16 protein-coding genes and 1 riboswitch are annotated in these 22816 nt (G+C 69.9%); of the genes, 13 read left to right on the top strand and 3 right to left on the bottom strand.

What is annotated here, in order from left to right; translation table 11 throughout:
- Window positions 1-290: 290 nt before the first annotated feature.
- The 3 genes from ilvD to RM788_RS17365 form a co-directional block, all read right to left on the bottom strand.
- Window positions 291-2135 (bottom strand): dihydroxy-acid dehydratase, encoded by a 1845-nt coding sequence (gene ilvD / locus RM788_RS17375; RefSeq protein WP_315932733.1) that lies wholly within the window; start codon window positions 2133-2135, stop codon window positions 291-293.
- Window positions 2136-2209: 74 nt separating this feature from the next.
- Window positions 2210-2650, bottom strand: coding sequence for a vitamin K epoxide reductase family protein (locus RM788_RS17370; RefSeq protein ID WP_315932732.1), 441 nt, complete (start codon window positions 2648-2650; stop codon window positions 2210-2212).
- A 145-nt stretch (window positions 2651-2795) separates the two neighbouring features.
- Window positions 2796-3398: a PH domain-containing protein gene (locus RM788_RS17365; protein ID WP_315932731.1), complete on the bottom strand. Its 603-nt coding sequence runs from the start codon at window positions 3396-3398 to the stop codon at window positions 2796-2798.
- Window positions 3399-3667: 269 nt separating this feature from the next.
- On the opposite strand from RM788_RS17365, the gene RM788_RS17360 reads away from it, so the two are divergent.
- From RM788_RS17360 to RM788_RS17300, 13 genes are all read left to right on the top strand, one after another.
- Entirely contained in the window at window positions 3668-5500 is a 1833-nt protein-coding gene (locus RM788_RS17360; protein WP_315932730.1) for an acetolactate synthase large subunit, read from the top strand.
- Window positions 5500-6006, top strand: a complete 507-nt coding sequence (gene ilvN, locus RM788_RS17355) for an acetolactate synthase small subunit (RefSeq protein WP_315932729.1) — start codon at window positions 5500-5502, stop codon at window positions 6004-6006. Before RM788_RS17360 ends, ilvN begins: the two co-directional genes overlap by 1 nt.
- A 65-nt stretch (window positions 6007-6071) precedes the next feature.
- A complete protein-coding gene (gene ilvC, locus RM788_RS17350; protein ID WP_315932728.1) occupies window positions 6072-7085 on the top strand; it encodes a ketol-acid reductoisomerase in 1014 nt (337 codons plus the stop codon).
- A gap of 66 nt (window positions 7086-7151) precedes the next feature.
- The gene (locus RM788_RS17345; RefSeq protein ID WP_315932727.1) at window positions 7152-7418 is read left to right on the top strand and encodes a DUF397 domain-containing protein; all 267 of its coding nucleotides are present in this window, start codon (window positions 7152-7154) and stop codon (window positions 7416-7418) included.
- Window positions 7419-8562: 1144 nt separating this feature from the next.
- Complete coding sequence (gene serA, locus RM788_RS17340) at window positions 8563-10158, top strand: phosphoglycerate dehydrogenase (RefSeq protein WP_315932726.1); 1596 nt, start codon at window positions 8563-8565, stop codon at window positions 10156-10158.
- Between the two features lie 283 nt (window positions 10159-10441).
- A complete protein-coding gene (locus RM788_RS17335; RefSeq protein WP_399343842.1) occupies window positions 10442-13783 on the top strand; it encodes a S8 family peptidase in 3342 nt (1113 codons plus the stop codon).
- Window positions 13784-14018: 235 nt separating this feature from the next.
- The gene (locus RM788_RS17330) at window positions 14019-15053 is read left to right on the top strand and encodes a 3-isopropylmalate dehydrogenase (RefSeq protein ID WP_315932724.1); all 1035 of its coding nucleotides are present in this window, start codon (window positions 14019-14021) and stop codon (window positions 15051-15053) included.
- A 165-nt stretch (window positions 15054-15218) separates the two neighbouring features.
- Window positions 15219-16856, top strand: a complete 1638-nt coding sequence (locus RM788_RS17325; protein ID WP_315932723.1) for a glycoside hydrolase family 99 protein — start codon at window positions 15219-15221, stop codon at window positions 16854-16856.
- 146 nt (window positions 16857-17002) lie between these two features.
- A riboswitch (cobalamin riboswitch) is annotated at window positions 17003-17076 on the top strand.
- A gap of 96 nt (window positions 17077-17172) precedes the next feature.
- Window positions 17173-18219, top strand: a complete 1047-nt coding sequence (locus tag RM788_RS17320; RefSeq protein ID WP_315932722.1) for a FecCD family ABC transporter permease — start codon at window positions 17173-17175, stop codon at window positions 18217-18219.
- Complete coding sequence (locus tag RM788_RS17315) at window positions 18219-18983, top strand: ABC transporter ATP-binding protein (RefSeq protein WP_315932721.1); 765 nt, start codon at window positions 18219-18221, stop codon at window positions 18981-18983. The genes RM788_RS17320 and RM788_RS17315 overlap by 1 nt, the downstream gene beginning before the upstream one ends.
- Entirely contained in the window at window positions 18980-19954 is a 975-nt protein-coding gene (locus tag RM788_RS17310; RefSeq protein WP_315932720.1) for an ABC transporter substrate-binding protein, read from the top strand. The genes RM788_RS17315 and RM788_RS17310 overlap by 4 nt, the downstream gene beginning before the upstream one ends.
- 228 nt (window positions 19955-20182) lie before the next feature.
- Window positions 20183-21781, top strand: a complete 1599-nt coding sequence (gene cimA / locus RM788_RS17305; protein WP_315932719.1) for a citramalate synthase — start codon at window positions 20183-20185, stop codon at window positions 21779-21781.
- A 177-nt stretch (window positions 21782-21958) separates the two neighbouring features.
- Window positions 21959-22732, top strand: a complete 774-nt coding sequence (locus RM788_RS17300) for a fumarylacetoacetate hydrolase family protein (protein ID WP_315932718.1) — start codon at window positions 21959-21961, stop codon at window positions 22730-22732.
- Window positions 22733-22816: the final 84 nt, after the last annotated feature.

The following is a 22816-nucleotide window of genomic DNA, read 5'->3' as shown; positions in this document are numbered from 1 at the left end:
TGCTCTGCCGACGCGCCAGCGAGGTGCTCTGCCGACGCGCCAGCGAGGTGCTCTGCCGACGCGCCAGCGAGGTGCTCTGCCGACGCGCCAGCGAGGTGCCCGAGTCAGGCGCAGCCTGATGCCCTGTGGCGAAGCCAGTCCTACCCCTGCCCCCGATACACAGCGCCCTCCTGCCACACCCCCCGTTTGTCAAGGCATCTTTCCCGCCTTGACAAACGGGGGGTGTGGCATTGAGACAATCGCGCACCGGGGGCCGGGCTTCGCGCTCTCCCCCCCGCCACCAACCCCACCTACCGAGACGGATCCCTAACAGCCCCCGTAGACGCATCCGTCGTCAACCGCGCATAAGCCCGCAACGCCGCCGTCACCGGCCGCACCCGGTCCACCGGCTGCCACGGCCGTTCGGCGGCGTCCATCTTCGCCCGCCGCTCCGCCAGCACGTCCTCGTCCACCAGCAGCTCCAACCGCCGCTCGTGCACGTCGATCAGGATCCGATCCCCGTCCTGCACCAGCCCGATCGCCCCGCCACCGGCCGCCTCGGGCGACACGTGGCCGATCGACAATCCCGAGGACCCGCCCGAGAACCGCCCATCCGTGATCAACGCGCACTTCTTGCCCAAACCGGACCCCTTGAGGAACGCCGTCGGGTGCAGCATCTCCTGCATCCCCGGCCCGCCCGCCGGACCCTCGTAGCGCACGACCAGCACGTCACCGGCCTGGATCTCCTTCTTCAGGATCACCGACACGGCCTCCTCCTGGCTCTCCACGACCCGCGCGGGCCCCTCGAAGTGCCACAGCTCCTCGTCGATGCCCGCCGCCTTGATCACCGCGCCGCGCTCGGCCAGGTTCCCGCGCAGCACCGCGAGCCCGCCGTCCTTGGTGAAGGCGTGCTCCACGTCGTGGATGCACCCCTCCGCCGCGTCGGTGTCCAAAGAGGACCAGCGGTTCGACGTGGAGAACGCCTCCGTCGTCCGCACCCCGCCGGGCGCCGCGTGGAACAGCTCCACAGCCCGCTCGGACGGCGAGGCACCGCGCACGTCCCATTCACCCAGCCACTCCGAGAGCGACGTGCTGTGCACCGAGTGCACGTCGCGGTGCAGCAGGCCGCCGCGGTCCAGCTCGCCGAGCAGCGCCGGGATGCCGCCCGCCCGGTGCACGTCCTCCATGTGGAAGTCCGAGTTCGGCGACACCTTCGACAGGCACGGCACCCGGCGGCTGATGTCGTCGATGTCCTGGAGCGTGAAGTCGATCTCGCCCTCCTGCGCGGCGGCGAGGATGTGCAGCACGGTGTTCGTCGAGCCGCCCATCGCCATGTCCAGCGCCATGGCGTTCTCGAACGCCTTGCGGTTCGCGATCGACCGCGGCAGCGCCGACTCGTCGTCCTGCTCGTACCAGCGGCGGCACAGCTCCACGACCGTCTTGCCGGCCTCGACGAACAGGTCGCGGCGCGCGGCGTGCGTGGCCAGCGTCGACCCGTTGCCCGGCAGCGCCAGCCCGAGCGCCTCGGTGAGGCAGTTCATCGAGTTCGCGGTGAACATGCCGGAGCACGACCCGCACGTCGGGCACGCCGACCGCTCGACCGCGTCCAGGCCCTCCTGGTCGACGTTCGCGTTCGCCGACGCGGAGATCGTCGTGATCAGGTCGGACGAGGGGATCGCCACCCCGTCCACGATGACGGCCTTGCCCGCCTCCATCGGCCCGCCGGACACGAACACCACCGGGATGTTCAGCCGCAGCGCCGCGTTCAACATGCCGGGCGTGATCTTGTCGCAGTTCGAGATGCACACGATCGCGTCGGCCTGGTGCGCGTTCACCATGTACTCGACCGCGTCCGCGATCACCTCGCGCGAGGGCAGGGAGTAGAGCATCCCGCTGTGCCCCATCGCGATGCCGTCGTCCACCGCGATCGTGTGGAACTCCCGCGGCACCCCGCCCGCCTCGCGGATGCCCTCGGCCACGATGTCGCCGAGGTCGCGCAGGTGCACGTGGCCGGGCACGAACTGGGTGTAGGAGTTCGCGATGGCGATGATCGGCTTGCCGAAGTCCGAGTCGGTCATGCCGGTGGCCCGCCACAGCGAACGGGCGCCCGCGGCGTTGCGGCCGTGGGTGGTGATTCGGGACCGTAGCGAGGGCACGGCTCCTCCAAGATCTGAGTGCGCAGCAGTGGTTTCAGACGCCTGGTGGGCGTGACGTGCGGTGGAGCGGTGGTTCAGACGTTACTCGGGCGCAGCGCCGCGGCGACCAGAAGACCGGCCAGTGCGAGCGTGATCACGTGGACCACCGTGCACCACAGGCAGATCTTCCCGATCAGCAGGAACTCGGCCGCCACCAGGTACACGACGAACAGCACGCCGACCGCGACCGACCCCAGCCGCGCCCAGCCGATCCACGGGTTCTCGGTCCGCCACGCCCACGGGAGGCAGAGGGCGGTGAGGAAGGCGTAGAAGAGGGCGCCCAGGACGGCCACGGGGATGCCGAGCAGTTCGGACTGCTCGCTGCTGGTGACGGTGGCGCAGTCGACGACGCTGTTCTCGGAGCAGACGAGCAGCTCGGGGGCGCCGTAGTGCGCGATCGTCAGGTAGACGGAGACGGCGAGTCCCGCGAGGGCCAGGACGAGACTGATCAGGGGGACGCGGGAGGTCTTGAGCACGGGCCCGACTCTACGGAGCCCCCCGGTTCGACCCACGTGAACCACACCACCCGATCGAGCACACTTCCCCGCGAGTCGAACCCCCAGACACCCCGTGTCGAACCTTCAGACACCGCGAGTCGAACGCTCAGACACAGCGAGTTCCTCAGTCGGACACCCGGCTCGACGTCGTCGGTGGCTGCTGGTCCGCGTTTTCCGGCGCGGCCACCGGTTCGACGGCCGGTTCGACGGCCGTCACATCCGGCTCGACCGCGTCCGGCGCGGCGTCCTCGACGACGGTGGCGGCTTCGGCGGCCTCAACGACCTCCGCGGACTCCGCGACCTCGACCGGCTCCTCCGCCTTCACCGCCTTCACCGACGGATCCGCGATCCGGCCACCGCTCACCGCGGCCAGCGCAGGCAGGTGCATCATCCGCACGGCGGGCAGCTTCACCAGCTTGTCGTCGGTCAGCACGGCGCTCAGCCAGGACCGCTCGGTCAGCTTGATGGCCTTCACGTCGGTCCACGGCACGACCCGCTTGCCGAACACCCCGCGCGCGACGATCTTCTCCGAGTCGACCGTCGTCCGGTTCCGCAGCACCCACACGGCGAACACCAACGGCAGCACGTACAGCACCTGCAAGCCCGGTACGGCGAACGCCACGGGGGTGACGCAGATGATGCCGACACCGGAGGCGAGCAGGGCTACGGCGGGGATTCGGAAGACCAGCTTGTCCACGTCGGACATGGTCGCACCGGTCAGCCGCACGGGTGACTCCGGGCCGTGTTCGTGCACCACATCACGTCCACGATCCGGGAATTCGATCCCGCCCAGTTGACGGTTCGCGGGATTCACGGTTAACGTCACGGCCATGCAGCGCACGCTCGTTCTCGTACTTCCCAGGCGCGTCGACGCCTAGGCAGAACAGCTGCGTCGACGCGCGACCCTCGTACGACCCATCCGGGTTGTCGAGGGTTTTTTCGTGCCCGGACCCCCAGGTGGGCTCCCCACCGCATCCGACCCCACGAGGCAGACAGATGACTAGCGCAACCTCGCGACAGGCTCCCGGCGAGTCGCCCCGCCCCGGACCGCGGCCGAAACCGGCCCCGCCGACCGGGGCCCCCATCCGGGTGACCGGTGCCCAGTCGCTCGTCCGTTCACTCGAAGCCGTCGGCTGCGAAATCGTCTTCGGCATTCCGGGTGGCACGATCCTCCCCGCCTACGACCCGCTCCTGGACTCGACGAAGGTCCGGCACATCCTGGTCCGCCACGAGCAGGGCGCGGGCCACGCGGCGACGGGGTACGCGCAGGCCACGGGCAAGGTCGGCGTGTGCATGGCGACGTCGGGGCCGGGAGCCACGAACCTGGTGACGCCGCTGGCCGACGCGAACATGGACTCGGTCCCCGTCGTCGCGATCACCGGGCAGCAGAGCCGGGCGCTGATCGGCACGGACGCGTTCCAGGAAGCGGACATCTGCGGCATCACGATGCCGATCACCAAGCACAACTTCCTCGTGACGGACCCGGTGGAGATCCCGCGGGCGATCGCGGAGGCGTTCCACCTGGCGTCGACGGGCCGACCCGGCCCGGTGCTGGTGGACATCCCCAAGGACGTGCTCCAGGAGATGACCACGTTCTCCTGGCCGCCGGAGCTGCGCCTGCCGGGTTACCGCCCGACCACGCGGCCCCACGGGAAGCAGGTGCGCGAGGCCGCGAAGCTGATCGCCGCGGCCCGCAAGCCGGTGCTCTACGTCGGCGGCGGCGTCATCAAGGCCGACGCGCACGCGGAACTGCTGCGGCTGGCCGAGTCCACGGGCATCCCGGTCGTCACGACGCTGATGGCCAAGGGCGCGTTCCCGGACTCGCACCCGCAGCACATGGGCATGCCCGGCATGCACGGGTCGGTCGGCGCGGTCGCCGCGATGCAGGAGGCCGACCTGCTGGTCGCGCTCGGCGCGCGGTTCGACGACCGGGTGACCGGCCAGCTGTCGTCGTTCGCGCCGCACGCGCAGGTCGTGCACGCGGACATCGACCCGGCCGAGATCTCCAAGAACCGGCGTGCCGACGTGCCGATCGTGGGTGACTGCAAGGAGATCATCACCGAGCTGGTCGACGCGATCCGCGCCGAGGTCGAGCACTCGGACAAGAAGGCCGACCTGGCGCCGTGGTGGGCCTACTTGAACAACCTCAAGGAGACCTACCCGCTGGGCTACGACTGGCCGTCGGACGGGACGCTGTCGCCGCAGTACGTGATCGAGCGGATCGGTTCGCTGGTCGGCCCGGACGCGCACTACACCGCGGGTGTCGGGCAGCACCAGATGTGGGCGGCGCAGTTCATCAAGTACGAGAACCCGCGGACGTGGATCAACTCCGGCGGGCTCGGCACGATGGGCTACGCGGTCCCCGCGGCGATGGGCGCCAAGGCGGGGGCGCCGGACAAGGCGGTCTGGGCGATCGACGGCGACGGCTGCTTCCAGATGACCAATCAGGAGTTGGCCACCTGCGCCATCGAGGGCCTGCCGATCAAGGTCGCCGTCATCAACAACGGCAACCTGGGCATGGTCCGCCAGTGGCAGACCCTGTTCTACGAGGGTCGCTACTCGCAGACCGACCTCGGGACGCACAAGCACCGCATCCCGGACTTCAAGCTGCTCGGCGAGGCCATGGGCTGCGCCGGTCTGCGCGCGGAGTCCCGCGAAGAGGTCGACGAGGTCATCAAGAAGGCCATGGAGATCAACGACCGCCCGGTCGTCATCGACTTCGTGGTCGGCAAGGACGCCCAGGTGTGGCCCATGGTCGCCGCGGGCACCGGCAACTCCGAGATCATGGCCGCACGCGGCATCCGCCCACTGTTCGATGAGGACCTGTGATGACCCGCCACACCCTGAGCGTCCTGGTCGAGGACAAGCCCGGCGTGCTCGCCCGCGTCGCAGGCCTGTTCTCCCGCCGGGGCTTCAACATCGAGTCGCTGGCCGTCGGCCGCACCGAGTACCCCGACATCTCCCGGATGACCATCGTCGTCTCGGTGGACGAACTGCCCCTGGAACAGGTCACCAAGCAGCTCAACAAGCTGATCAACGTGATCAAGATCGTGGAACTGGAGCCGACCGCTTCGGTTCAGCGACAACTGGTGCTCGTGAAGGTCAGGGCCGACGCCACCGTGCGCAGCCAGGTCCTCGAAACCGTGCAGCTGTTCCGCGCGAAGGTCGTCGACGTCTCGCCCGAGGCGGTCACCGTCGAGGCCACGGGCACGTCTGACAAGCTCGACGCGCTGCTCCGAATGCTGGAACCGTACGGCCTCCGCGAGATCGTGCAGTCCGGCATGGTCGCGATCGGCCGCGGCGCCCGTTCGATCACCGCCACCGCGGTGCGCTGAAACCCAACGTCGGCGAAGCCGGCAACCAGACTGAAGTTCGTTGCAGGGAAGGAAGAAGTAACACCATGAGCGTCGAGATCTTCTATGACGACGATGCGGACCTGAGCATCATCCAGGGCCGCAAGGTCGCCGTGATCGGCTACGGCAGCCAGGGCCACGCGCACGCGCTGAGCCTGCGCGACTCCGGCGTCGACGTGCGGATCGGTCTCCTGGAGACCTCGAAGTCCCGTGCCAAGGCCGAGGAAGAGGGTCTCCGCGTGCTCACGCCCGCCGAGGCGTCCGCCGAGGCCGACCTGATCATGATCCTGGCGCCGGACACCGCCCAGCGGCACATCTACGCGAAGGACATCGCGCCGAACCTCAAGGACGGCGACGCGATCTTCTTCGGCCACGGCTTCAACATCCGCTACGGCCTCATCGAGGCGCCGTCCGGTGTGGACGTCGCCATGGTCGCCCCGAAGGGCCCCGGCCACCTGGTCCGCCGCCAGTTCGTCGACGGCAAGGGCGTCCCCGCGCTCATCGCCATCCACCAGGACGCCACCGGCGGCGCGCAGGCACTCGCCCTGTCCTACGCCGCGGGCATCGGCGGCACGCGCGCCGGCGTCATCAAGACCACGTTCACGGAAGAGACCGAGACCGACCTCTTCGGCGAGCAGGCCGTGCTCTGCGGCGGCGCTTCCGCCCTCGTGCAGACCGGTTTCGAGGTCCTGACCGAGGCCGGCTACGCCCCCGAGATCGCGTACTTCGAGGTCCTCCACGAACTCAAGCTCATCGTGGACCTCATGTACGAGGGCGGCATCGCCCGCATGCGCTACTCCATCTCCGACACCGCCGAGTACGGCGACCTGACCCGCGGCCCGCGCGTGATCAACGCCGCGGTCAAGGAGGAGATGAAGAAGATCCTGGGCGAGATCCAGGACGGCACCTTCGCGAACGAGTGGGTCGCCGAGGACGAGGCGGGCCGCAACAACTACAAGAAGTTGCAGGCCGAGGGCGAACAGCACCCGATCGAGGAGGTCGGCAAGAAGCTGCGCGGCCTCATGTCCTGGGTCGACCGACCGCTCACCGACACCGTCTGAGCAGCACGTTGATCACACGGAGCCCGCGATGCCACAGGCGTCGCGGGCTCCGGTATACCTAGGGGCATGACGGAAAGCGCGCCCATCTACGACGACAAAGCCCACGTGCGCGGCAACCTCGACCTGACGACCGCCGAATGGCAACGCGGCGACGAAGGCGACCCCGACGGCGAACACGTGGAAATCGCCTTCGTGGAACACACCGACGGCGTCACCTACGTGGCGATGCGCAACTCCGCCCACCCGGAGGGCCCGGTCCTGGTGTTCACACCGGCGGAGTGGGACGCGTTCATCCTGGGGGCGAAGGACGGCGAGTTCGACGAGCCCTGGTGACCGGCTGCTCGACGGGCCAGCCCGGCTTTGTCGGGCGCAGCCCGATGCCTGACCGAAGCGAAGCCAGGTGCCCGATCAGGCGCAGCCTGATGCTTGGTCCGACGCGAAGCCAGGATGCTTGGTCAGGCGCAGCCTGATGCTTGGTCCGAAGCGAAGCCAGGATGCCTGGTCAGGCGCAGCCTGATGTCTTGTCGGGCGTAGCCCGATGCTGGCGTAGCCAGACCTACCCCTGCACCCCGATCCGAAGCCATCTCTGGGCTTGACGCAGCTTGTCAAGACAGCTCTATCGTCTTGACAAGCTGCGTCAAGCCCAGAACACTCGGCGAGCGGGGTGGAGGCATGTTCCCTGGAGCCAGCCCCGCACATCGGCGAGAACACACCCCAAACCAGGGTCCCCCTGACGTGAAGACCCCCCGAAACCCAAGGTACTCAAGGGGTCCGACAATTCCTGGATCCCACGGCCGCGCTACCGCAGACCAGCAACCGCGCGGTCGACGACGACCGGGCAGTGGGGATTGACTGGCAGGGCTTGGGCGGCGGGCTGGAACCGGCGGGCGAGGCCTGCGGGGATCGGGTAGCAGGGATTGGCCAGCGCGCAGTGGGCAGCGGACGAGGTCGTGCGGCCCCAGGCGGCGGGGTGGGCCAGTCGGCCAGGCTCACGAGGATCGGCTGGCGAGGATGGGCTGGCGCGGATGGGTCGGCCGGGACTGACCGGACGGTGTGGGCTCTACGCATGAGCCAACCCATCAGCACCCTTATCCGCACACGCACTCCTCGACCCCACCACCACCCGCACACCGCACACCCATGCACCGCCCACCCTCCAACCCCGCCCCACCCACGCACCCACACCCCCCCCGGCGCCCCCGAACCCCCACCCCCACATCACCGAACCCCGCCGAACCCCGCCGAACCCCCGACCCACCCCCTCCCACACCGTGAGACCGCAGGTCAGCGGGACGCCCGTACTGGTGAACCCCCTGGTGAGGTGGGACACCCGGCGATGGTGGGCGAGACCTCGCTGACTAGACTCGTTAACAGTCCGGACACATTGCCGTGGCCGGTCGGCGCGGCTGCCGACGGCGCCCATCCGGCCGTGGCCCGCGCTCCCCATCTGATCCCCGATGCCCTGGGAGCAACGTCCGTGAGCACGAGCCGACCTGTTGTCCTGATCGCCGAGAAGCTGGCCCCCTCGGTGCTCGACGTTTTCGGTGACGGGATCGAGGTGCGCCATGTCGATGGCACCGACCGTCCCGCGCTGCTCGAAGCCGTTGCCGACGCCGACGCGCTGCTCGTGCGCTCCGCCACGAAGGTGGACGCCGAGGTGCTCGCCGCGAGCACGCGGCTGAAGGTCGTGGCGCGCGCCGGTGTGGGTCTCGACAACGTCGACGTGCCCGCCTCCACCGCCCGCGGTGTGATGGTCGTCAACGCGCCCACGTCGAACATCGTGTCGGCCGCCGAGCACGCCGTGGCGCTGCTCCTGTCGGTCGCCCGCCAGGTGCCCGCCGCGCACGCCACCCTGCAAGCGGGCACGTGGAAGCGCAGCTCCTTCAACGGCATCGAGCTCAACGGCAAGACCGTGGGCGTCGTCGGCCTCGGCAAGATCGGGCAGCTGTTCGCGGCCCGCGTCGCGGCGTTCGGCGTGAACCTCATCGCCTACGACCCGTACGTCTCCGCGGCCCGCGCGGCGCAGCTCGGCATCGAGCTGGTCACGCTGGAGGAGCTGCTGGAGCGCTCGGACGCGATCTCCATCCACCTCCCGAAGACGCCCGAGACCAAGGGCCTCATCGGCGCCGACCAGCTGGCGAAGGCGAAGCGCGGCGTGATCGTCGTCAACGCCGCCCGCGGCGGCCTGGTGGACGAGCAGGCGCTGGCCGACGCGGTGCGCGAGGGCCAGGTCGGCGGTGCGGGCATCGACGTGTTCTCGACCGAGCCGACCACCGAGAGCCCGCTGTTCGGCGTGCCGAACATCGTCGTGACGCCGCACCTCGGCGCTTCCACGACCGAGGCGCAGGACCGCGCGGGCACGGACGTCGCGCGTTCGGTGCTGCTGGCGCTGCAGGGCGAGTTCGTGCCGGACGCGGTCAACGTCCAGGGCGGTGGCGTCGTGGGCGAGGAGGTCCGCCCGTACCTGCCGCTGGTGCAGAAGCTCGGCACCGTGCTGGCCGCGCTGTCGACCAAGGCGCCGACGTCGGTCACCGTCGAGGTGCGCGGCGAGCTGTCCAACGAGGACGTGGCGGTGCTGCCGCTGGCCGCGCTGCGCGGCGTGTTCTCCAGCGTCGTCGAGGAGCAGGTCACCTTCGTCAACGCCCCGAACCTGGCGGCGTCGCTGGGTGTCGCGGTGGAGCTGGTGAAGGAGCCGGAGAGCGCGAACCACCGCAGCCTCGTCACGGTGCGCGCGGTGCAGGTCGACGGCACCGTGCTCTCGGTGTCCGGCACGCTCACCGGCCTCGACCAGGTCGAGAAGATCGTCGGCATCAACGGCCGCAGCTTCGACCTGCGCGCCGAGGGCACCGTCCTGCTGCTGGAGTACCCGGACCGCCCCGGCGTCATGGGCACCGTCGGCACGCTGCTGGGCGAGGCGGGCGTGAACGTGGAGGCCGCGCAGATCAGCCAGACCACGGACGGCTCCGACGCGTTCATGCTGCTGCGGGTGGACCGCCAGGTCGACACCCAGGTGCTGGACCCGATCGGCGCCTCGGTCGGCGCGCACAAGGTCGGCTCCGTCAGCTTCGAGTAGTCACGGTCCAGGGGGCGTTCCGGCCCCGGAACGCCCCCTGGAGCGAGTTCGCTTGACCAGGTATGTCGCGCGTACGCCTGGACGTGTGACAGTTGACATCTGGTAAGCAATTCTGTGGGTGCCTTCACTCGTTCGGAGTAATATCTCGGCGATGTTGACCGATTAAATTCCCCCCAACGAGGTTGACCGAGGTGCCGTAGAGGGCACGGCACCCCCGCGAGCAGTCCCTACCCGGTTCTCTCCCTGCCCGCGCGGTCGTATCCGGCCTCGGTTGGGGCATGTTGTGAGTCGAACTCGCATTCTCGCCAGGACAGCGGGCCCCGTGCTCGCCGCGATCCTGGTAGTCGGCGCCACCGCGGGCTCCGCGGTCGCCGCAGACGACCCGAAGGCGGACTCCGTCGCCGCCGCGAAGGGTCTACCGGCCGCTTCCCTGCAGCTGAAGGTCTCGCCTCGGCTGAAGACGACCTCCGGCAAGGTCACCGCGTTCGTCGAGCTCGAGGCGAAGCCCGCCGTCGACACCTTCGACGAGAAGACCAGCCAGGGCGCCACCAAGGAGCAGGCCAAGCAGGCCGCCAAGGTGACGAAGAGCGACACGACCAAGGTCACCGACCAGGTCGTCGGCCAGCTCAAGAGCACCGACTCCTCCACCAGGGAGGTCTCCCGGACCACGAACGGCGTCCCCGGTGTCATCGTCACCGCCGACGCCGCGAAGGTCCGCGAGCTGGCCGACCGCCCGGACGTGAAGTCCGTCCGCGCCGTCGTGCCGAAGACCCGCACCAACTCGAACGCGGTGCAGCTGACCAACACGTACAAGGCGTGGCAGCAGTACGGCAAGCTGGGTGAGAACGTCCGGATCGGCATCATCGACACCGGCATCGACTACACCCACGCCGACTTCGGCGGCCCCGGCACGCCCGCGGCGTTCGAGGCGATCGACGAGACCAAGGTGGACCCGTCGTACTTCCCGACCGCCAAGGTCGTCGGCGGCACGGACTTCGTCGGCAACGGCTACGACGGCGCCAGCGAGGACCCGGCGCTCAACACGCCGAAGCCGGACCCGAACCCGATCGACTGCAACAGCCACGGCACGCACGTCTCGGGCACGACGGCGGGCTTCGGCGTCAACGCCGACGGCACGACGTTCAAGGGCGACTACACGAAGCTCACGCCCGAGGCGCTCAACGCCATGAAGATCGGCCCCGGCACGGCCCCGAAGGCGCTCCTGTACGCGCTGAAGGTGTTCGGCTGCGAGGGCTCGACCAACGTGACGTCGGTGGCCCTCGACTGGGCGCTCGACCCCGACGGCGACGGCGACTTCTCCGACCACCTCGACGTGGTCAACCTGTCGCTGGGCCAGGACTACGGCGCACCGGACGACCCCGACAGCCTCTTCGTGAAGAAGCTGAACAAGAAGAACGTGCTGACGGTGTTCTCCGCGGGCAACGGTGGCGACCTGTACGACATCGGCGGCTCGCCGGGCTCCTCGCCCGAGGCCCTGACCGTCGCCTCGGTCCGCGACTCCTACGTGCTGCGCGACGGCGCCGAGGTCAAGGCCCCCGCGGGCGTGACCGGCGTCAAGCCCGGCCAGTACAGCCAGAACTACACCGGCTACCCGACGCTCGACCTCACCAAGCCGGTCGCGAAGCTGACCGACCCGGCGAACCTCGACGGCTGCCTGCCGTTCTCGGCCGCCGACGCCGCGCTCGTCGCGGGCAAGTTCGCCTGGCTCGAGTGGGACGACGTCGACGCCACCCGCCGCTGCGGTTCCGGTGTGCGCACGAACAACGCCCAGGCCGCCGGCGCGGTCGGCGCGCTGTTCTCGTCCACCCTGGAGAACTTCAACGCGGGCATCGCGGGCAACGCGACCATCCCGGTCTTCCAGTTCACCGGGACGGCCACCGCGGCCCTCCGCCCGGCGCTGGACGCGGGCACGCTCCAGGTCCGCCTCGCGGGCGAGCTGCGCACCTCGACCCCGACCTACGACCAGTCCATCAGCGACACCCCGAGCTCGTTCACCTCCCGTGGTGTGCGCGGCCCGGTCGTGAAGCCGGACATCGCCGCCCCCGGTGACACCATCGCCTCGGCGCTGGTCGGCTCCGGCAACGGCACCCTGGTCATCTCCGGCACCTCGATGGCCGCCCCGCACACCTCGGGCATCTCCGCCCTGGTCCGCGAGGCGCACCCGGACTGGACGACCGAAGAGGTCAAGGCCGACATCATGAACAGCGCGAGCGCCGACGTGAAGCAGGACGGCAAGACCTACGCGCCCAACCGCGTCGGCTCCGGCCGGATCGACGGCAAGGCCGCCCTGGACAACCAGGTCCTCGCGATGGTCCAGGACGATCCGGGCAACGTGAGCGTCTCCTTCGGCACCGTCGAGGTCGGCGGTCCGGTGTCGCTCAGCAAGACCGTCAAGCTGGTCAACAAGAGCGCCAAGTGGGTCGAGTACTCCGCGGGCTACCAGGCCATCACCTCCATCCCCGGCGTGAGCTACCAGCTCTCCTCGGGTTCGGTGAAGATCAGCCCCCGCGGCGTCGCCAAGGTCAAGGTGACCCTGAAGATCGACAACCCGGCCGCGCTGCGCAAGACGATGGACTCCACCGTCGACCCGCTCCAGCTCGACGTGCCGCGCCAGTTCCTGGCCGACGCGTCCGGCCGCGTGGTCTTCACGCCGAAGTCCGGCGCGACGGTCCCGCTGCGGGTGCCGGTCTACTCGGCCCCGAAGCCGGTCTCCAAGATCACGACCGCGGAGACCCTCCAGTTCAAGGGCAAGGACAAGCAGGCCGTCCTGAACCTCAAGGGCAAGGGCGTCAACCAGGGCACCGGTTCGCAGGCTTACCGCTCGCTGATCAGCGTCCTGGAGCTCCAGGGCACCTCGCCCAAGCTCAAGGAGTGCGGCAAGAAGGTCACCGAGAACTGCACCGTCAACGGCACGGCCAAGGGCGGCGACCTCCGCTACGTCGGAGCCGCGTCCACCGCGCCGCTGGCCAAGGCGCAGGGCGCGCCCGAGGAGTCGCTGCTCGCGTTCGGCGTGGCGACCTGGAGCAACTGGTACAACATCGGCAGCAACACGACCCCGTTCGTCGACATCGACACCACGGGTGACGGGGTGCCGGACTTCGAGACGTTCGCGACCAAGCTGACCGACACGGACCTGATGGTCGCCACCACGGTGGACCTCGCCACCGGCGCGACCGTCGACATCCAGAGCCTCAACGGCCAGTTCGGCGACGTCGACACGAACCTGTTCGACACCAACGTCGTCGTCCTGCCGGTGCTGCTCACGGCGCTCGGCCTCGACCCGACCAAGGACACCTCGCGGGTGTCCTACCAGGTCGGCGTCGCGGGTCTGTACGTCGCGCCGGGAACGACGAACGGCCTGATCGACTCGATCCCCGGCTCGTTCTCGTTCGACCCGCTCAAGCCGGGTCTGTCCGCGCAGGGTGGCGGTGACGCCGCGCTCTCGTACGTGGCCAAGCCCGGCACCGCGCTCGTGGTCAACCGCGACACCGCGGCCCTGGCCAAGGACAAGGCGGACAGCCTGCTCGTGCTCAACCACCACAACGCGACCGGTGACAAGGTCTCCGTGGTGAAGGTGCGCGGGTCCGGTGGCTCCGGTTACTAGTCGGTAGTGCTCCACACGAGGACCGGCCGGTCGGGGACTTCCCCGGCCGGCCGGTCTCGTTAGACACTGCGGGTGACACCCGAAAGGGTGGTATGGACCGTCTAGGTGTCCCGAAGTACGGGAGAAGTAGCCACGAAAGTGTGGTCGAGAACCGTTTGCGCTCCCGATTGCCGGTAGCCTTTCGCAAAGGAAAGTAAGTCCCGACAATTGGGACTGATACCTGGGAGGTGTGTGGATGCGGCTCGCAGTGATCCCAGGAGACGGGATCGGGCCCGAGGTCATCGCCGAAGCGCTCAAGGTGCTCGGTGAGGTCGTTCCGGCGGCCGAGATCACGCGTTACGACCTCGGCGCGGCTCGCTGGCACTCCACTGGGGAGTTGTTGCCGGAGTCCGTGCTCGGCGAGTTGCGCCAGCACGACGGAATCCTGCTCGGCGCGGTCGGCGACCCGTCGGTGCCGAGCGGAATCCTGGAGCGGGGGCTGCTGCTGCGGCTCCGCTTCGAACTGGACCACCACGTCAACCTGCGCCCGGCTCGGCTCTACCCCGGCGTGCGCAGCCCGCTCGCCGACGCGCCGGAGATCGACCTGGTCGTCGTGCGCGAAGGCACCGAGGGCCTGTACGCGGGCAACGGCGGCCTGCTGCGCAAGGACACCCCGCACGAGATCGCCACCGAGGTCAGCATCAACACCTCGTTCGGCGTCGAGCGCGTGGTCCGGGACGCCTTCGCCCGCGCCTCCAACCGGCCGCGCAGGCACGTGACGCTGGTGCACAAGACGAACGTGCTGACGCACGCGGGTTCGCTGTGGTCGCGCGTGGTGGAGGAGGTGTCCCTCCAGCACCCGGAGGTCACCGTGTCCTACCAGCACGTGGACGCGGCCACGATCCACCTCGTCACCGACCCCGGCCGCTACGACGTGATCGTCACCGACAACCTGTTCGGCGACATCCTCACGGACCTGGCGGCGGCGGTGACCGGCGGCATCGGCCTCGCGGCCAGCGGCAACCTCGACGTGACCCGGCGCAACCCGAGCATGTTCGAGCCGGTGCACGGCAGCGCGCCGGACATCGCGGGCCAGGGCATCGCGGACCCGACGGCCGCCGTGCTATCGGTCGCCCTGATGCTCGACCACCTCGGCGAGCACGAGTCCGCCCGCCGCATCGAGGCCTCCGTGGCCTTCGACCTGGCGACGCGCGACCACCAGTCGCCCGGCGCGACCTACGCGATCGGCGACCGCCTGGCGGCGCTGGTCTCGTCGAACGTCCGCATCTGACCGACCGCCAGTCCCGGAAGATGCCCGCCCGACCGCTCCGGTCCGGCGGGCATCTTCGTGTCGACGACCGGAACTCCGACGACTGTCGATACTTTGCGTGATTTTGCCCACTTCTTGCGCAACACTGGTCCGCGAGCACCTCCAACGAAGGAGATCGCGGTGGTTGTGTCCCGGAGGACATTCCTCGGTTCGGCACTGGCGGCATCGGCACTGGCGGGGGTGGCCCCCGCACCCGCGCGGGCCGCGAGCCCGCCCGGCGACGTCGTCGGCAAGATCACCGTCGGCTACCAGGGCTGGTTCGCGGCCCCCGGCGACGGCTCGCCCATCAACGCCTGGTGGCACTGGGGCAACAACTGGGGCCAGGCCCCCTCCCCGTCCAACACCGCGATCACCGCGTGGCCCGACATGCGCGACTACGCCCGCGGCTTCCCGACGGCCTACCGGAACCTCGGCAACGGCCAGCCCGCCACGCTGTTCTCCAGCTACGACCAGCAGACCGTGGACACGCACTTCCGCTGGATGCGCGAGAACAACTGCGACACCGCCGCGTTGCAGCGCTTCAACCCGTTCGGCGGCGAGGGCCCGACCCGTGACGGCATGGCGGTCAAGGTGCGGTCCGCCGCCGAGGCCAACGGTCGCAAGTTCTACATCATGTACGACGTCACCAACTGGACGAACATGCAGTCGGAGATCAAGACCGACTGGACCACCAAGATGTCCGCCAACACCGCGTCCCCCGCCTACGCCCGCCAGAACGGCAAACCCGTCGTCTGCATCTGGGGCTTCGGCTTCAACGACGACGGCAGGCCGTTCGCCCCCGGCCCGTGCCAGGACGTGATCAACTGGTTCAAGGCGCAGGGCTGCTACGTCATCGGCGGCGTGCCGACCCACTGGCGCACCGAGATCGAGGACTCCCGGACCGGTTTCGCCGGGGTGTACCGCTCGTTCGACATGCTGTCGCCGTGGATGGTCGGCCGCATCGGGAACGTCGCGGACACCGACCGCTTCTTCACCAACGTCAACCAGCCCGACCAGGCCGAGTGCAACGCCCGCGGCATCGACTACCAGCCCTGCGTCCTGCCCGGCGACCTCCCGTCGAGGCACCGCGCGCACGGCGACTTCATGTGGCGCCAGTTCTACAACGTGGTCCGCCTGGGAGCGCAGGGCATCTACATCTCCATGTTCGACGAGTACAACGAGGGCAACCAGATCGCCAAGACCGCCGAGACCCAGGCGTTCGTGCCGGTCGGTTCGGGGATGCTGGCGCTCGACGAGGACGGCACCCCCTGCTCCGCCGACTACTACCTCCGCCTCACCGGTGACGGCGGCCGCATGCTCAAGGGGCAGATCGCCCTCACCCCGGTCCGCCCCACCCAACCCGTCGTCGGCGGCACCCCGCCGCCGCCCGCGGACCTGGCGCGGGGCAAGGGGACCGCGCAGAGCAGCCAGACCCAGGGCTACGGCGGCGGCAACGCGGTCGACGGCAATCCGGACACCTACTGGGAAAGCGCCAACAGCGCCTTCCCGCAATGGCTCCAGGTCGACCTGGGAAGTGCCACCGGCGCCCGGTGGGCGGTCCTGACCCTGCCCGCGGCCTGGGGAAGCAGGACGCAGACGCTGTCGGTCACCGACGGCGGGTCCACCACCCTGGTGCCCTCCGCCGCGTACGCGTTCAACCCCGGTAGCGGCAACGCGGTGACCATCGCCCTGCCGGGCACGGCGACCCGCTACCTGCGGCTCAACTTCACCGCCAACACGGGGTGGCCAGCGGGTCAGCTGTCCGGCTTGCAGGTCTACGCCTAGTCGCCCGGATCGCCTGGGGCGCAACGGAAGTGCGGTCGACGCGACCGGGGAGTCCCCGGCCGCGTCGACCGCGCACCGACGTGACCTCGGCCACCCGCGGTTGACACCCCCTCGTCCCAACGCACAGCATCACAGCGCTGCCCCTGGGGGAAGTCCGGTCGAAATCCGGCGCTGACCCGCAACGGTAGGTCCGTCTCCACGAGGACGAGCCCGATCACCCATCGGCGGCGCACTGCTCCACTTCCTGCCGTGGTCCGCGGGACGGGGACCTCCGCGGGTCGCTCGCGCTTCGGCCACCTCGCCCGAAAGGCACCTGGTGACCACGGCCCGACGCCCGAGCCTCCGTCCGCTGGTAGCCGGACTCCTGGTCGTCCTGGCCGCGTCCACCCTCTGCGGCGTGGCGCTGGGCCCGGTCGGCATCCCGTTCGCCAGGGTCGTCCACTTCCTGGTGGCGGCGACCACCGGCGGCACGATCCCGGCGGGCGACGCCGGCCAGTACCACATCGTCTGGGACATCCGACTCCCCCGAGTCCTCCTGGCAGCCGTGGTGGGGGCGGGCCTCAGCGTGGTGGGCGTGGCCGTCCAGGCCATGGTGCGCAACGCGCTGGCCGACCCGTACGTCCTGGGCATCTCCTCCGGAGCCTCCGTGGGCGCCACGGCCGTTGCCACCCTCGGTCTCTTCACGTCCCTGGGCGTCTACGCCCTGTCCACCGCCGCGTTCCTCTCGGCACTGGCCGCGACCGCACTCGTCTACCTGGCCGCCAGAACCCGCTCCGGCCTCACCCCGCTCCGCCTGGTCCTCACCGGAACGGCGATGGCGTACGGCTTCTCCGCGCTGGCGATGCTCCTCGTCTTCCAGGCCCCGCACGGCGAAGCCGCCCGCGCCGCCATGTTCTGGCTCCTGGGCAGCCTCGGCGGGGTCACCTGGGGCTCGCTGCCGGTCGCCGCCGCGGTGACGTTCGCGGGCACCGGCTACCTCCTGGCCAACGCCCGCCGCCTCAACGGCCTGTCCACGGGCGACGAGACCGCGACGACGCTGGGCATCGACGTCACCCGCACGCGCAGGCACCTGTTCATCGCCACCGCGGCCATGACCGGCGTGCTGGTCGCCGTGAGCGGCGCCGTCGGGTTCGTCGGGCTGATGCTGCCGCACCTGGTCCGCATGGTGGTCGGCGCGGACCACCGGCGCGTGCTCGTGGTGGCCCCGTTGGCGGGCGCGAGCTTCCTGATCTGGGTGGACGTCGCCGCGCGCCTGCTCGCCGCGCCCGAGGAACTGCCGCTGGGCGTGATCACCGCCGCGCTCGGCGTGCCCTGCTTCGTGTTCCTCATGCGCCGCCGCGGCTACGTGTTCGGGGGCGGCTGATGGAACTCGGACTGGACGGCGTCACGGTCGACGGGATCGTCCACGACGTCACGCTGGCCGCCGCGTCCGGGCAGGTCGTCGGGATCGTCGGTCCCAACGGGAGCGGCAAGTCGACCACGCTGCGCTGCGTCTACCGGGCGCTCAAGCCCAGCGGGGGAGCGGTGCTCCTGGACGGGCGCGACCTGCTCGCCATGCCGCTCAAGGAGAGCGCCCGCAGGCTCGCCGCGCTGACGCAGGACAGCCACGTCGAGTTCGACTTCACCGTCGCCGAGGTCGTCGCGATGGGACGCCTGCCGCACAAGGGGTCCTTCGACCGCGACACCGAACGCGACCACGACCTCGTGGCGGGGTCGCTGCGGCAGGTCGACGCCGAGCACCTGGCGGCGCGCACGTTCCTCACGCTCTCCGGCGGCGAACGGCAGCGCGTGCTGATCGCCCGCGCCCTGGTGCAGGAACCGGACGTGCTCGTGCTCGACGAGCCCACCAACCACCTCGACATCCGCCACCAGCTGGACGTGCTCGCGCTCGTCCGCCGCGTCGGGCCGACCGTGCTGGCGGTGCTGCACGACCTGAACCTCGCCGCCGCCTACTGCGACCGCATCCACGTCCTCGACGGCGGCCGCGTCGTCGCGGGCGGCACCCCGGCCGAAGTGCTGACCCCGGACCTGGTGCTGGCCGTGTTCGGCGTGCGCGCGCACCTGGTCGTCCACCCCACCAGCGGAGCGCCCCAGCTCCTCTTCGAACACCCGGAGGTTTCCCCGTGAGGCTGCTCGCCCTCTGCCTGGTCCTCGCCACCGCCGCGTGCGGTGCGACCGTCGCCCAGGACACCTCGGCCACCGACCCGGTGACCGTGCGGAACTGCGGGCGGGACGTCACCTACGAGCGCGTGCCGGGCAAGGTCGTCACGAACGACACGGGGATCGCCGAGCTGATGTTCGCCCTCGGACTGGCCGACCGGATGGCGGGCTACGTCATCGGCGACGGCCAGACCGCGGACCTGGCCACGTCGCCGTTCAAGGCCGACTGGGACCGGGTGCCGAAGCTGGGGGAGAAGATCGGCAAGGAGCTCGTGCAGGGCGCGGGGGCCGACCTCGTGTTCGCCGGGTGGGACTACGGGTTCTCCGAGAGCACCGGGTTCACGCCGGACGCGTTGGCGGAACTGGGGATCCCGACCTACCAGCTCACCGAGGCGTGCCGCAACGGCGTGGGCAAGCAGCGCGGCGTCATGCCCCCGCTGGACGCGCTGTACGAGGACCTGCGGAACCTCGGGGAAGTCTTCCGGGTGTCGGACAGGGCGGAGGCGCTCATCACCGGGTACCAGGCGCAGATCGCGTCCGCCGAGAAGCTCATGGCGGGCAAGCCGAAGCCGAAGGTCTTCCTCTACGACAGCGGGTTGGACCAGCCGTTCACCTCGGGCCGCAACGCCGCGCCGCAGGACATCATCGCCAAGGCGGGCGGCACCAACATCTTCGGCGACCTGGACGACAGCTGGACCACGGTCGGGTGGGAGGCGGTCGTGCAGCGGAACCCGGACGTCGTCCTGATCAACGACTACGCCGACGGCGACGCCAACACCCCGGAGCAGAAGCGGGCGTTCCTGGAGTCCTACGCGCCGTTGGCCGCGGTGCCCGCGATCCGGGACAGGAGGTTCTTCGTGCTGCCGTACGCGGCCCTCGTCGAAAGCCCCCGCAACCCCGCCGCGATCGAGGCGTTCGCGAAGTTCCTGGCGGGCTGAGGGTTTTCCCGGCCGTTACCCAGGATGTGGGAATTCGGGCCCGACGCTTGGTATGCGCGCCGGGCCTGTGGCACGATCCTCCCGTGGCTTCGAACACCGTGATCATTATTGACGAGCGCGCCGGGTAGTGCTTCTCCGAGCACCGGCGCGCTGACCTCCCGCATCCTGCGGGGGGTCTTTTTGTTTTCCGGACTTCGCCACCCCCTCCACTTCAGCCAGGAGCAGACCGTGAGCAGCCTCCCGCTCGGTGACACCTTCCACGTCTTCGACACCACGTTGCGGGACGGTGCGCAGCGGGAGGGGATCGCCTACTCCGTGTCGGACAAGCTGGCCGTGGCGCGGTTGCTGGACTCGCTGGGCGTCGGGTTCATCGAGGGCGGTTGGCCGGGGGCGATGCCGAAGGACACGGAGTTCTTCGCACGGGCCGCCGCCGGTGAGCTGGAGTTGGAGCGGGCGAAGCTGGTGGCGTTCGGGGCCACGCGCAAAGCGGGGCTGAAGGTCCACGAGGACCCGCAGGTCAGGGCGTTGCTGGAGGCGGGCACCGAGGTGGTGACGCTGGTGGCGAAGTCGGACCGCAGGCACGTGGAACTGGCGCTGCGGACGGACGTGGCGGAGAACTGCGCGATGGTCCGCGACACCGTGCGCCACCTGGTGGAGCACGGCAGGCGGGTGTTCGTCGACGCGGAGCACTTCTTCGACGGCTACGCCCACGACCCCGACTGCGCGCTGCGCGTGTTGGAGTCCGCAGTGGACGGTGGCGCGGACGTCGTCGTCCTCTGCGACACGAACGGCGGCCAGCTCCCGCTGGGGCTGGCCGACACGGTGCGGGACGTGATCGCCCGCACCGGCTTCCGCGTCGGGATCCACTGCCAGGACGACACGTCCTGCGCGGTGGCGAACACGGTGGCGGCGGTGCAGGCGGGGGCGACCCACGTCCAGTGCACCGCGAACGGGTACGGCGAACGGGCGGGCAACGCCGACCTGTTCGCCGTCGTCGGGAACCTCGTGACCAAGCTCGGCCTTCCGGTGCTACCCGCCGAATCGCTGGCCGAGCTCACCCGCGTCTCCCATGCCCTCGCGGAGATCGCGAACCTCGCCCCCTACGCCCACCAGGCATATGTAGGGGCGTCGGCTTTCGCCCACAAGGCGGGACTGCACGCGAGCGCGATCAAGGTAGATCCGGAGCTGTACAACCACATCGATCCGGACACCGTCGGCAACGGCATGCGGGTGCTGGTCACCGAGATGGCGGGCCGGGCGAGCATCGAACTCAAGGGACGTGAGTTCGGGATGGACCTGGCCCGTCGGCCCGAAGCGGTCACCAACGCGGTGCGCAGGGTGAAGGAGCTGGAGGCGAAGGGCTGGTCGTTCGAGGCCGCGGACGCCTCGCTGGAGCTGCTGCTGCGCGCCGAGCTGTCCGAACCGGACGAACCGCCGTTCACGCTGGAGTCCTACCGGGTCGTGCTCGACCACCGGCAGGATGGCGGCATCGTGTCGGAGGCCACGGTCAAGGTGCACGTGGCCGGGGAACGGGTCATCGAGACCGCCGAGGGCAACGGCCCGGTGCACGCCCTGGACGCCGCGCTGCGCAAGGCGTTGCGACCGCACCTGTCCTGGTTGGACAGTGTCGACCTGTCCGACTACAAGGTCCGCATCCTCACCGAGGACCCCGGCACCGACGCGGTGACCAGGGTGCTGGTTGAGTCGACCGACGGCGAGGGGGAGTGGACCACCGTGGGCGTGCACGGCAACATCGTGGAGGCCAGCTGGCTCGCCCTCTGCGACGCCCTGGTCCACAAGGCGATGAGGGTCCGCACCCTGGTTTAGGGCCTGTTGCCCGGATCCGTGTCCGCGCTAGCCGGGCCCGAGGCGGCCCCTGAAGGCACGGGCGGATGGCCCGCGTACAACAGCGGTGTGCGGGCCATCCGCCCGCACCACCAGGAACCACCTCGGACTCGACTCCCATCGAACGAGATCCGGGCAACAGGCCCTAGGGTGATGACCGTGCGCATCGCCCGAATCGCCCAGCCCGATGGACTCGCCTTCGCCAAGATCGAGGGCGAGGGTGACGACCTGACGGCCGTCGAGATCGCGGACGAGCCCTTCGGCGGCACGCCGACCTTCACGGGTCGGCGCTGGCCGCTGGCGGACGTCCGCCTCCTCGCCCCGTTCCTGCCGCCCAAGATCATCGGTGTCGGCCGCAACTACGCCGCGCACGCCGCCGAGCTGGGCAACGACGTCCCCGAGAACCCGCTCATCTTCTTCAAGCCGAACACCGCGATCATCGGCCCGAACGCCGAGATCAAGCTGCCCGCGGTGTCCGAGCGGGTCGACTACGAGGGCGAGCTCGCGGTGGTGATCGGCGTCGGCGGTCGCGACATCCCCGCCTCCCGCGCCCGCCAGTCGATCCTCGGCTACACGATCGCCAACGACGTGACCGCCCGCGACCTGCAGAAGGCCGACGTGCAGTTCACCCGCGCCAAGGGCTTCGACACGTTCTGCCCGCTGGGCCCGTGGGTCGAGACCGAGTTCGACCCGAGCGACGTCGCCATCCGCACGGAACTCGACGGCGAGGTCGTCCAGGACGGCCGGACGTCGCAGCTGATCTTCGACATCGCCGAGCTGATCGAGTACATCAGCGCCGTCATGACGCTGCGCCCGCTCGACGTCATCCTCACCGGCACCCCCGCGGGCGTCGGCCCGATGAAGGCGGGCCAGAGCGTCTCGGTGACCATCGAGGGCCTGGGCACGCTGACCAACCCCGTCGCGAACCGGTAGACCGCCCCATCTGGGAAAACCCGCCCGCAAAGGTTTGCGCGGACCAGTGCCGACCCGTTCGCGCTGGTCCGTGTGGCCCAACCT

The sequence above is a fragment of the Umezawaea sp. Da 62-37 genome, assembly GCF_032460545.1.
Lineage (GTDB): Bacteria > Actinomycetota > Actinomycetes > Mycobacteriales > Pseudonocardiaceae > Umezawaea.
The sequence above is the reverse complement of the archived record's forward strand: the minus strand, read 5'-3'. Positions and strand labels throughout refer to the sequence as shown.

What these genes read in the sequence shown, in the direction of transcription:
- RM788_RS17315 (WP_315932721.1), top strand. Translation starts at nt 18,219, where the DNA reads ATGGAACTCGGACTGGACGGCGTCACGGTCGACGGGATCGTCCACGAC.
- ilvN (WP_315932729.1), top strand. Translation starts at nt 5,500, where the DNA reads ATGACCCGCCACACCCTGAGCGTCCTGGTCGAGGACAAGCCCGGCGTG.
- RM788_RS17345 (WP_315932727.1), top strand. Translation starts at nt 7,152, where the DNA reads ATGACGGAAAGCGCGCCCATCTACGACGACAAAGCCCACGTGCGCGGC.
- ilvC (WP_315932728.1), top strand. Translation starts at nt 6,072, where the DNA reads ATGAGCGTCGAGATCTTCTATGACGACGATGCGGACCTGAGCATCATC.
- RM788_RS17360 (WP_315932730.1), top strand. Translation starts at nt 3,668, where the DNA reads ATGACTAGCGCAACCTCGCGACAGGCTCCCGGCGAGTCGCCCCGCCCC.
- RM788_RS17330 (WP_315932724.1), top strand. Translation starts at nt 14,019, where the DNA reads ATGCGGCTCGCAGTGATCCCAGGAGACGGGATCGGGCCCGAGGTCATC.